Here is an 11,807-nt window from a genome sequence, read left to right as displayed (position 1 = left end):
CTTATATAAATTGAATGCCTTTCTCGATGAGAGAGTTAGGTATATAACCATCGATTCCAAGATGGCGACAAAATTCCTCAAATTGAGGTAAAGAATGTGCTTCTGCCTTTTGATACATATTATATATTCTGTTCTCTATTGTTTTTGGTGATACGTTCATTTTTCTGGCGATTTCTTTATTTGAAAGTCGCTGCAATATCAGGAATATAATATCTAACTCTGATTTCGTGAATATGCTGGTCGTTAAGTCCGTTTGCAACGTGGTTGGCTTCTTTTGGTCTATATATATAAGCGGAGACCGCGTATCCAGAGGTCTGGCATTCCATATTGTACCAATGCAGAGCTTATTTTCATCAAAGATGGGGATCTTTTCGCTGACAAAGGGGGTCAGCGTTTTCTTTCCATACCAATAATGTGTTTCGATGACAGTAACTCTCTGTTCACTATTCTCTGTAAGCCTGTCATGTTCTTTTAGATCGTCAGAAAGCTCCGCCCAGCTGGCAGGAAATTCATCATCTAGCCGTCCTTCAATATCAAAACGCATTGGCGTATTGGTATAAAGGTAAGCGGCTTTATTCATATAAACATGGCGTGATGATAAGTCTTTAATACCCCATGGTTCATTTAAACACTCCATCATAATAATCAGATTGCGAATATAATCAGTCATGTTTTCTTGTGATGATGGCATCCTGCCCTCCTTAATAGGCTGGAATTAATTCAACGGATCAATTTGGCTAAGTAATGTCGAGTATGCTTGTGCGCATATCCCGGCAGGTTTCCATATTCTCTGTATCCCAGTTTTTCGTAGAATCCTTTGGCCTGAAACTCGAATGTGTCCACGTAAGCCAAATGACAGCCACGATTTAATGCTTCTTTTTCAGCAGCCTGCATGAGTTGACGGCCAAGCCCACTTTTACGATGCTTCTCACTAACCCAAAGATATTGAACTTCTAATGCACCCCACCAGGTTCTGGATATTAGCCCTGCGATAATATTATTTTCATCATCTTTGAAATTTAAAAATAAGGGGGAAATATCAACAGCATCGAACTGTTCATTGTGTTTCCAAAGACTTGCTATTACAAATTCTTCTTCATCTGAATCTGGTGTGTTAGTAATATTTAGATTCATTACAATAAGACCTCATTATTAGCACGCTAAATTATACTTCTAATATTAATGCTTCCTTACCATATCAAGCATGTTTAGGCAAGAGTGGATTTCACCCGTTCTTAGGTTGCTGTATCGTTCTATGATAAAAAACATAATCTGATATTCATTGATTGAATGTTGGTAAAAATCAGAAAGTCAGTACGTATTTGCCTCACCAGGGAAAATACCAGATAATTTATAATGAAAACGTACGTTTTGTCGAAAAATATGTTTTTTATGAGTAAGTTACTCATCTATTTTTCTCCTTGATTAACTTATCGCCAGCCCGGTTTATGTCAGCGAAACATATTACCGTTTCGCTGGCGTTTCTCTCCTGCTCATCTCCTCCGCCAGCACATGTTGCAACCTGTGTAAAAAGGCGACATTGTTATTGCCTGTCATGCCTTTGCCTGCCATAGCATGGCTAATTCTTCTCATGGCGTAGTTCTGGCGGAACGCGCACTCGCGCGCCATTTTTTCTATTCATGTTTTTTATTCACGCATAGGCCGGAGAGTGGGTTGCATGTCGTTAAAAGCTTTACGCACGTTAGTCGCGATTGCTCAGTATGGATCGTTTGCCCGCGCAGCTGAAGCCGTGTGCCTGACGCAATCTGCCGTCAGCCTGCATGTTCGCAGCCTGGAAGAAGACTTCAACGTGTTACTTTTCGATCGCTCACGTCGCGTTCCGGTACTCACGGAAGCCGGACATCGTGCGGTGGAGCAGGCGCGGGACATTCTTGCGCAGTATGACGGCATTGCCGCCGAATTAGGCGAGGGTGGTGATGCACCGCTGATGGCGGGCATCATTGCGGTTCAGACATTGCTCGCAGGCGTTGCACTGCCGCTGGCTGTCCTTGGGTTGGCCGGTCTATTGTAAATGCCTCGGATGTTCTTTTTGTAACATGCCTTGTTAACGGTGTGGTGATTTGTTCTTTTTTATCTAGTTGTATTTTAAGTGAATTAATCCTTTCATTGAAATGACAATAATAATGCGTATAGTTATCATTTACCTTTCTGTGCAAATGTTGACAAGAAACGCCTCAGCATCTCGCCAAAATCACCATCAGTTAACCGAGGATATACCATGTCTTTTAGAGTTACTCGCGCCGGAAAAACGCGCGTTTGTGATTCTTCGCTGGCCGGAGCAAAACCATTCGGAGTCTCTCTTCTCGCCCTGTTGATTTCAGCCTCTTTCCTGCCTGCTCAGGCTGCTGCCGAAGAAAATCCCGCCTCAGGCGATACGCTGGTTGTCAGTGCGAACGCCAACGCTAATGCGGAGGCGAGTGCTCCGCAGGATTACAGCGTGAAAGTGACTAACGCCGGAACGAAGATGACGCTGACGCCGCGTGATATCCCGCAGTCGGTGAGCATTATCAGCCAGCAGCGTATCGAAGATCAGAACCTTGAAACGATTGGTGAGGTGATGGCGAATACGACGGGTGTGTCCTCTAAAATTATCGACTCCGAGCGTGTAACGTATTTCGCTCGCGGCTTCCGTATCACTAATTACCTGTTCGATGGTATTCCGACGGTCGTTAATGAAATCTGGGATTTTGGTGATTCTGGCTCAGACACGGCAATCTACGATCGTATCGAGGTAGTACGCGGGGCGACCGGGCTAATGACCGGAACAGGTAACCCTTCTGCGGCGGTGAACATGGTGCGCAAGCATGCGGACAGTCGCGAATTTAAAGGCTCGGTATCCGGCAGCTACGGCTCGTGGGATAAACAGCGGATGGTGGCCGATTTGTCTGCGCCGCTGACGGAGTCTGGCAACGTGCGTGGGCGTGTGGTTACGGGTTATCAGGATAATGACACCTGGCTCGATCGTTACCACAGCCGCAAAAAATTCCTCTATGGCGTGATCGATGCCGATGTCACCGATTCCACCACGCTGTCGCTTGGCTATGACTATCAGGAACACAACACGGATAGCCCAACTTGGGGTGGGTTGCCAACATGGTTTACCGATGGTAGCCCGACGAATTTTGGGCGCAAATTTAACTCTGCACCAAACTGGAGCTACTCCGATAAAACGTCGAAAAAAATCTTTGCCGATCTGACTCAGCGTTTTGATAACGGTTGGCAGGTGCGTATGAACGGAACACATGGCGAAACCAACTTCGATTCCAAGCTGATGTATGCCAACGGTTTCCCGGATAAAGATACCGGGCTACTTGTCGATCCGTATGGCTCTAATGTCGGTGCTTACGGTGGATGGAATAAGGGCACTCGTAAAGTTGATGCGATTGATACTTACGCCTCTGGTCCGTTCGAGTTACTGGGACGCCAGCATGAGCTGGTGATAGGTGGCAGCTACAGTCGACAGCGTAGCCAGTTCTATAACACGCAAGCCACGATCAGCCCGACAGATATGGGCAATTACTATAACTGGAATGGCAACATTGCCGATCCGACATGGGGATCTTGGGTTAATGGAACTTTTGTGGGGGGAGTTTGGGCGGACTATGAGCACTCAACCACGCGCCAAAAATCGCTTTATACCTCAGCCCGTTTCTCCCTGGCCGATCCGCTACACCTGATCGCGGGGGCGCGTTATACCGACTGGAGCATCATCGGTTCTACGGGGGATACCAGCAACAACCGCGTGACGCCTTATGTTGGTCTGGTGTATGACATCGACGATACTTGGTCAGCGTATGCCAGCTATACCGATATCTTCCAGCCGCAAACGTATAAAGATATTAATAAAAAATATCTGTCTCCGACGACGGGTAAAAACTACGAAACCGGTGTTAAAGGGGACTGGTATAACAGCCGTCTGACGGCGTCGGTCTCTGTTTTCCGTATTGAGCAGGATAATGTGGGGCAATCAACGGGGATCGCGATTCCGGGCGGTGGTGGAGAATTCGCCTATCGTTCAGTTGATGGTGTCGTCAGCAAAGGGATCGAATTCGAAGTGAACGGTGCGGTGACGGACAACCTGCAAATGACGTTTGGTGGTTCGCGCTATGTTGTTGACGATCAGGACGGTAAGTCGGTCAACCCAGAGCAGCCGCGCACGTCGTTCAAGCTGTTTACCCGTTACCAAGTGCCAACGTTGCCGGATTTAACCGTTGGCGGCGGCGTGAACTGGCAAAATGGCATCTGGCAGGAAGGCTCTGGCCCGCAAAACACTACGCTGCGCGCCGAGCAGGGTAGCTATGCGTTGGTTAACCTGTTTGGCCGCTATCAGGTGACCAAACAGTTGGCGGTACAGGCGAATATCAACAACCTGTTTGATAAAGAGTACTACGACTATCTTGCGCCTTATGCCGTGTATGGCACGCCGCGTAGCGTCTCGATGACCGTTAACTATGCGTTCTAATCCAGTACGCTGATAGTGATGTGAGTGACTGACCCGACGATGTGAAGCACCGTTGTCGGGAATCAGCATAGCGCCCGTATCACAGCGATACGGGCGTTTTTTCTTTTACCGCATGCTAGGATATTTTCACTCATTGCCCGCCAGTGATTAATGCCTATGGCGGGCATTCGCTGCATGAACAATCTCTGAATCCTTTATGGCGTTGCTGCTCAACCGTTTTGGTAAAGAGGGAATTTATCTACTCGACGAACCGGAAGCCGCGCTGTCGCCCAGCAGGCAACTGGCTGCCATTGCCCGCATGCACGATCTCATCCGTGAAGGATCGCAGTTTGTTATCGCGACTCACTCTCCGATCCTGATGGCATATCCTGATGCCACGATCTTTCAGTTTGGTGAAGACGGAATACAGCAGGTCGCGTACGAGGACACGGAACACTATCAGGTCACACGTGCTTTCCTTAATCACCCTGAACGGATGCTGCGTGAATTGATGGCGGAATAGAGGTTAACATCGCTTCGGGAGTAAGCGACAATGACGTGTGATATCAAGACGGGAAGCCGTCTTTTTCTTTTGGAACATTTTACAGGGAGTTCAGAAAATGAAGTGCCTAAACTGTGATAACGACGCACGTAAAGAATCTGGTCTGTGCGCAACATGTGAAGAACAAGAACAACAGAAGATTAACGGTATTCTCTACCTCCCGGCGCTGGGGATTATTCTCTCTATCGTTACTACGCCGTTTTCGTTGTACGAAATTATCAATGCGATGGTTATTCATTTTAGGAACACTGGGTTTCTCGGCTATTACGCATTGGCCTTGGTGTTTTTCCTGTGTGCTATGTTTGCACTGGAAATTTTCACCGCAATGACCTTTTTCCGACGTAAAAAACGCACGCGGAATGTGATGGTGGCATACTATTTCATTAGCGCGCTGCTGGTGGGGTATATGACAGTGCTACCGGCTTACTTGTTTAATGCTAAGCTCGATACTGGTGATATCCGTGCGATTTCCTCTGCGGTCTTTGGTATTGCCGTCTGGATCCCCTATTTTCTGTTCTCGAAAAGAATTCCGCTGGTTTTTAGCCGCTAGCGAATAGGGGGAGCGGCTAACAAGTAACTTTAGCCGTGGGTGAATAATGCTTGTGCCGCCGGTGTTTGGTAAAAAACAGGGGCGGCCTCGACTTTTCCCTCAACCCGCTATAAATAGCTCAAGGTGAAGTTCGCCGTTGCCATAAAATCACCGGACTTGATCAGATCGTCGCGTATCTTTTCGATGCGGGCCGAAAAAGGAATGGTGTTGTCTCCGCTTTGCAGCACAATGCTGTCCGTGCTGCTGTTGATACTGACCAGTTTGTTCGCATGATAAATGCCAACCGCGATACCTTTGGCACCGGAAGGTGTATCCAGCGCCAGCCGCTTGGGCAACAGCGGCTCCTCTTTTCCTGAAAAGCGAATAGTGACGTTTTGGTAAGTATCCAGATTGCAGTCTGTGAGGTTAATCGTGAAGTCATGCCAGTCGCCATAGCTATTGGCTTTCAAATAGCGCTCGGAGACTTCTCTCATGTCCACCACAATCGCCTTGCTCTCCGTACTCACATTACAAGCGGCGTTGACGACTAAAACGTGGAAGGTCATTTCATGTTCGTCCAGCGATGTCATCTGCTGTGTGAAAGCGGCGCTGGAATGCAGCACCATAATACCAAACGTAAAAGCGAGCAGAGTGCTGCGCGACCTGCTTTTCACGACCATAGTGTTATTTTTTATCATCGTTGCGATCTCGCGTAGGAAGACGGATTAATGATAATTAAACCGTAGGATTATGTTTTTCTCGGTGTTGCCGATTACCGCAGGGCCGGAGGCGTAGAGTCGTGCCGTATAGCGCCGTTCAATCACGCCGCTCGATGCTGTCAGGCCGTCAACCAAACCGATGAACTGGTTAAACACCACGTTATTGCCGCTGCGAATATCTTCTATCTTCAGCGTGGAGCCATTTCCCATATTCATGCCGTCTATCCCGACGAGCGAATTTCCCCGTGAAGAGGCATCAAAGTTGATGTCCAGATCGAATCCCTTGCCGCAGTCTTCTCCTCCATCGGTTGATACGTTGATGTAGAATTCTGTTTGCGCCAGTGCGCTAGCTTCCGAGCCAGACCACGCTCTGACCGTACCGAAATCGACATAGCTGTCGGGCGAGACGTTGATTTTCGCCGCGCACTGCATTATGTCGATGCCGTGTAGCCCTGACAGGCTTAGCCCATAGTTGCTGTCGGGTTTGTTATTGATGCCTCCTTCACCATCAATCTGGAAGACGCGCAGCGAATCCACGCCTGCCGTGGTATCGGTAATATTCCCAGTTTTTTCGAGATAGAGCTGTACCGTGACATTGAGCATGCTCGGGTTGGACGGCGGCGATGAACCTGATGGACCTGGCTGGATCCACTGTCCTGTCGACACGCGGGATGCGGTGGTTCCGCCATTGGTAATCACACCGAGATCCTGTCCGTTATAGATGATGCCAATCCCAACGCCTTGACTGATGACCTTGCCTTCAGGATTGGGGTAGAAGTAGGACATCTCACCCTGTGGGCGCACGGATTGGTATGCCCAGCAGGCCAGGCTGCGGGTGTAGGGTTTTGATGTCCAGAGGCGGCTGCCAATAGGCAAGGTCGCAGGGATCTTTAGCGTACCGATATCCTCATAATCATTTACCGGACCAGTCACGGTGCCCAGCCGGCATTCCAACGCGCTGGCGTTAAACGCCGTGAGGCCGAAAAAGAGCGAAGCGCAGAGGGCGACATGGCGATGTGGATGAATAGCTGACCAAGACATGGCGAGTTCCCTGTCGTTTATTTATGGATTGTGGGCTGGCACTGGTTTTGTACGCAGGTAAAGGGCAGTTCCAGATGGCCGCCGTAGTCGTTGACGTAGTACAGATAGAAGCGATCGATCGCCCCGTCATTCACCGCAATCGGCAGGGTTGAGCGTGGCGCAACCATAAAGGCTTTCCCCTTTAGCAGGCTGGTCGGGTTGGCGCGTGTCGCTTTAGGCTGTTTCAGGATGTCGCTGACGGTGATGTAGTACGGTGTTGGGTTTTCTACCTGAAAGGTGTTTCCCGTTTTTCGAATGGTCAGTTTTTCCTGCCATATTTCATCTTTGGCTGGTTTGACACCGCGGGGGCGGAAGAACACCTTAATTTCAGACTGAATGGCGATCTGCAATACGTTGGGCTTGTCCGTCTTGGGCGGAATTTCCCGGACGTTAAGGTAGAACAGCGATTCGCGGTCGGCCGGTAATTGGCTGATTTGCTCGGTCTTGACCAGACGGATCAGGCTATAGCCTTTCGCTTCGATGCGCTGTAGAGGCGGCAGCACCATCAGTGGCGTGTTCACTTTATTGTGACGATCGTCCGTCAGCCAGGACTGTGCCAGAAAGGGATGCTCCGCGTTTTGGTTCATCAACATGACCGTCGCGGATTGTTCCTCGTCGTTAAAAATAACGCGGGTGCGATCGAGGCTCAGGGCGCTATAGGCTGAGGGCATCAAAAACAGGCAGCCGATGAGGAATCCAGCGACTCGCTGATAAAAGGTGTGTTTCATAACGTACTCTCCAAACTTTTCTATTTCTTCGCGCCGCTTATTTACAGGGAAGCAGCAGCACATCAAGGTGATTTAAGGTCGCGGGCAGGGTGATGGAACACTGTGTTCTTCCCTCCCAGATGACGGACAGCGTTTCATCAGGCGAGACGCCCGTGATATAGGCTTGCCCGCCGTTGGTGATCATGGCGATATCGCGGCCTTTCTTGTTTTTGACCTGAGCGGCGAAAGGGGGATAGGTGCCATCGGCCAGTGCGACGTGTGCCATGACTTTTGCTCCGCTCACTACGTCGAATTTGCGATAGCCGATTGCTCCTTCGGTCAGCGTGCCCTGAACGACCGTCGTTATCGCTTCGATGGTTGACGGTAATTTCTGTAAATCAATGCGGGTCGACACGTCGTAGTAGCTGCTGGTCCCGGCAATCACGGCCAGACCATAGCGGTTGGTTTCGACCTGGCTGCCGCTGAACTGCACGCCCGCTTGCTCCGTATCGACCATGATGCGGGTGCCCCCCTGATTGCCTTTCGGGTGTGCCGCAACGCCGTGGCGGGTGGCGGTAATCCCACCGCGCAGCGAGCCGTTCAGGTAGGTATAGCGATCCTGCTGCCAGGCTACGCCCACGGTGGCATCGGTCATCGGTGCCAGATGGGTATAGTTGCCGCTCAGGTAGGTATGCTCTTTGCTGTCGTACCGTGTGCTCAGGTTCCAGGTTCGGCGCGGATCGGCGTTATTGGAATAGGTCAGCGTCTGATTGCTGCTGTCGTTATAGCGCCCCATGCTGTAGCTCAGACGATCCCGCTCCCCGAGCGGAATGGAAAAACTCAGGTACAGGCTGTCATCGGTACGGCGGTTGAATTCGGTGCGATAGGCCGCGAAATTTGCAGCAATCCCTTTAAAGGCGCCGATATCAAAGTATTTGTTCAGCGAAACCCCGTAACGATCCTGTTCGGCTTCATTCCAGTAGGTTTGGCGCGTATAGGTGACATAGGTCGATAGCCCGCTCAGCCATGAGGATGACTCGCGCGTCGCGAAATTTTTGGAAAGCGTAATGGTGTAGCGCTCTTTTTCATTGCGATAGCGGTTATCCAGATTCAGTGCGTAGAGGTACTGCGCCATGCTCATGTAGGTTTTTTCTGAAAAGCGGTAGCCCGCGAAACTGATCTGGCTATCGATCGAGTTGAAGTATTTAGACCAGTTGAGTGAGAACGCATGGCCCATTTGCGACGACGTCGCTGGGAGCGTTGCGCGTGACTGCGTGACGTCAGCGGACAGCGCGCCCAGCAGGTAGAGGTTTTTCCCAATGCCTGCCGACCAGGACTGGTAGCCATCGGACAAAATACTGCCCCCGTACACCGACCACGCGTTAGATAACCCCCATGAGGCCTCGGCGGCAGAAAAGGCAGGGCCTTGCAGGCGATGGTTGGTGTTCGAGGGTTTACCGGCTGCGAGTTTATACTGCACGTGTCCCGGCCGTGTCAGGTAAGGCAGGTTGGCCGATTCAGTCTGGAACGTCGTCACCGTGCCGTCTTCTTCCGTCACGCGGACATCCAGCGTGCCGCTGACGCCGTTCTTCAGATCCTGAATCGCAAAGGGGCCAGCTGGCACGGTGGTTTCATAGATCAGTCGGCCATTTTGCGTGACGGTCACCGTAGCGTTTGATTTAGCGACGCCGCGAATTTCGGGGGCGTAGCCGCGCAACGAAGGTGGGAGCATGTTGTCGTTATTGGCTAATGACACGCCGGTAAAGCGATAGCTATCGAACAGGTTGCTGCTGAAATACATTTCACCCAGCTTGAGATCGGCTGAAAGCGTAGGAAGCGGGCGATAGGCGTAAAACTGATCCCACGAGAAACGATCGCGATTTCCGTTGAGCGATTTTTGCAGAAAATAGCGGTAATCGGCACGGTAGCGCCAGGCTCCCTGATTAAACCCGGCAGTGCCGTAGCTGCTGAGATAGTGTGATGTGCCTCTGCCATGGGTATCACGACGTACGTTACCCACGAGGTTATAGTCCAGCAGCGCCCCGCCGATACCGTGATCCCACTGTTCGGGCGGAATCCAGTTGCTATCGCTGTACGCCAGCCAGGCCTGAGGGATCGTAATATTCAGCGTTCCCATACCTATCTGGTTAGACACTTTCACGCCGGCAATGGGCGTCAGATCGACACACTCGCCGTTATTCCATCGCTCGACCTTGTCGCGTGCTTCTTTCTTCAGCGCCAGCTTATCAACGAGTTCAGGCGAGAGGCAGGCTGTTGGCCGAGCCTGATGGTTGCCTTCCGGCAGGTAGCTAATCATCTCCTGCTGTATTTCACGCGCATTCACTTTTATTGATAAAAGATAGGTGCCGGGCGTGACGTATTCAGGATCGGAAAAATGGCTAAGATCAATGTCACTACGCTCATCGACATCCAGTACGTTCACGTTAAATTCCGTTGCACTGAGCGCTGTTGTATTCAAAGAAAAAATAAAAAAACCGTAGCGAAATAAGGCTGATTTTATTTTTTCTTTGAACGTAAGATTCTTCATTGCCATAGGAATATGTGCTTGAACAGATGCAGCGTTGTAGATATCCATGTACGTAAAACCACGTGTGGAATAAAGAATGTATTAGGGGAGGTGGCCTCCCCATTTGATTGCCTATACCCTGCTGCTAGCGCAATGGATGGTTAGCGCATCAATATTTTATTGATAAGACACAACAAAATTAGCTGTGCTGGAGAAAGCACCTGTGGTGATTGTTGGTGACTCACCTTCCTGTGGGGTTGGGAGTTTGGCGACATAGGATGTGAAGGAGAAAACATTATCCCCGTTTGCCAATGGCGTAGCAGGAACAGCTGGCGTGGTTCCGTCGAATTTAATTTTTTCGCCGACGCGTTCTACGGCAATACCTGCACCAGTTGCGCTGCCGTTTAATGCCAGCATTTCATTATTGGTGCCGGATGCTGCGCCGCCGGAGAAAACAATTTTGGCGCTGGTGGCGGTATCCAGACTGCAATCTTTTAATGTGATATCAAACGGTTTAATTTCTGACGTGCCGCCGTTTTCCAACACGGTTTTGCTGATTTCGCCAAACTCGATCGTTTGGTGCAAATCTTCCTGAGATACTGAGCAAGGAGTATCAATAATTTTCCCTTTAAACGTCACCGTTCCATTATGTGAATCCGCGGCGTGTGCGCCGACAGAGAATATCACGGAGATGAGGGATGCCAGGGTGATCTTTGATAGTTTCATATTACGCTCTCTCTATTGGTTACATTATTTAAAACATGCGCGCTACTCTCATGAATGCGAACGCATTCATGCATAATGAGTAGTGCCATTTCTTTTGTAATACCTTTACAATGCCTTTTCTGACGGGTGACGGCTTATCGCCTTGCACGGACTGAATATATTGATCCGCTTCCCCAATCGATGACACTGAAACTAGATGGATCGTAGTGTTGGAGAGTTTTTTGGTCAAATATATTGAATTGATTAGTTTTATTTAGATTAAATGTTTTAAATTTATGTTTATTTAGGTTTTTATTCTGTTGTTTGATTTTTATGCCCCTATGGGGAATAAGGCACTATAAATATAACTATTGAGATAATTTATTTTAATTCAATGTGTTATTTTTCATTCGCTGTTTTTGATGTGGAATGGTGTTGAATATCGATGGGTTTATAAAAATAATGAAATGTCTTTTTGTTTGTATGAGGCTTAAGTGAAAGTTAAATAATCTTTGA

General features: G+C 49.3%; 11 protein-coding genes. 4 read left to right on the top strand and 7 right to left on the bottom strand.

Annotated features, from left to right (window positions below; genetic code table 11):
• Position 1: 1 nt before the first annotated feature.
• The gene (locus tag I2D83_RS17800) at positions 2 to 691 is read right to left on the bottom strand and encodes a helix-turn-helix transcriptional regulator (protein WP_205947025.1); all 690 of its coding nucleotides are present in this window, start codon (positions 689 to 691) and stop codon (positions 2 to 4) included.
• 29 nt (positions 692 to 720) lie between these two features.
• A complete protein-coding gene (locus I2D83_RS17795; protein WP_181846952.1) occupies positions 721 to 1,134 on the bottom strand; it encodes a GNAT family N-acetyltransferase in 414 nt (137 codons plus the stop codon).
• Positions 1,135 to 1,678: 544 nt separating this feature from the next.
• Here I2D83_RS17795 and I2D83_RS17790 point away from each other — a divergent pair.
• The 4 genes from I2D83_RS17790 (at position 1,679) to I2D83_RS17775 (ending at position 5,574) form a co-directional block, all read left to right on the top strand.
• Positions 1,679 to 2,032 carry a LysR family transcriptional regulator gene (locus I2D83_RS17790; protein ID WP_228483978.1) on the top strand — a complete coding sequence of 118 codons (354 nt, stop codon included), beginning with the start codon at positions 1,679 to 1,681 and terminating at the stop codon, positions 2,030 to 2,032.
• A gap of 207 nt (positions 2,033 to 2,239) precedes the next feature.
• Entirely contained in the window at positions 2,240 to 4,483 is a 2,244-nt protein-coding gene (gene fhuE / locus I2D83_RS17785; RefSeq protein WP_181846950.1) for a ferric-rhodotorulic acid/ferric-coprogen receptor FhuE, read from the top strand.
• Between the two features lie 196 nt (positions 4,484 to 4,679).
• Positions 4,680 to 4,985 carry an AAA family ATPase gene (locus I2D83_RS17780; protein WP_225181431.1) on the top strand — a complete coding sequence of 102 codons (306 nt, stop codon included), beginning with the start codon at positions 4,680 to 4,682 and terminating at the stop codon, positions 4,983 to 4,985.
• 97 nt (positions 4,986 to 5,082) lie between these two features.
• On the top strand, positions 5,083 to 5,574 hold the full coding sequence (locus I2D83_RS17775; protein ID WP_180778144.1) for a DUF2569 domain-containing protein: 492 nt from the start codon (positions 5,083 to 5,085) through the stop codon (positions 5,572 to 5,574).
• Positions 5,575 to 5,681: 107 nt separating this feature from the next.
• On the opposite strand, the gene I2D83_RS17770 is transcribed toward I2D83_RS17775, so the two are convergent.
• The 5 genes from I2D83_RS17770 to I2D83_RS17750 form a co-directional block, all read right to left on the bottom strand.
• The gene (locus I2D83_RS17770) at positions 5,682 to 6,251 is read right to left on the bottom strand and encodes a fimbrial protein (protein ID WP_181829800.1); all 570 of its coding nucleotides are present in this window, start codon (positions 6,249 to 6,251) and stop codon (positions 5,682 to 5,684) included.
• 27 nt (positions 6,252 to 6,278) lie between these two features.
• Positions 6,279 to 7,313 carry a hypothetical protein gene (locus tag I2D83_RS17765; RefSeq protein WP_205947024.1) on the bottom strand — a complete coding sequence of 345 codons (1,035 nt, stop codon included), beginning with the start codon at positions 7,311 to 7,313 and terminating at the stop codon, positions 6,279 to 6,281.
• A gap of 17 nt (positions 7,314 to 7,330) precedes the next feature.
• A complete protein-coding gene (locus tag I2D83_RS17760; RefSeq protein WP_205947023.1) occupies positions 7,331 to 8,080 on the bottom strand; it encodes a fimbrial biogenesis chaperone in 750 nt (249 codons plus the stop codon).
• 37 nt (positions 8,081 to 8,117) lie between these two features.
• Complete coding sequence (locus tag I2D83_RS17755; protein ID WP_241007239.1) at positions 8,118 to 10,502, bottom strand: fimbria/pilus outer membrane usher protein; 2,385 nt, start codon at positions 10,500 to 10,502, stop codon at positions 8,118 to 8,120.
• Between the two features lie 261 nt (positions 10,503 to 10,763).
• Positions 10,764 to 11,312, bottom strand: coding sequence for a fimbrial protein (locus I2D83_RS17750; protein ID WP_012773519.1), 549 nt, complete (start codon positions 11,310 to 11,312; stop codon positions 10,764 to 10,766).
• Positions 11,313 to 11,807 lie beyond the last annotated feature (495 nt).

This window comes from Pectobacterium aroidearum (assembly GCF_015689195.1).
Taxonomy (GTDB): Bacteria; Pseudomonadota; Gammaproteobacteria; order Enterobacterales; family Enterobacteriaceae; genus Pectobacterium; species Pectobacterium aroidearum.
Note: the sequence above shows the minus strand (reverse complement) of the source record. Positions and strands in the feature narration are given on the sequence as shown.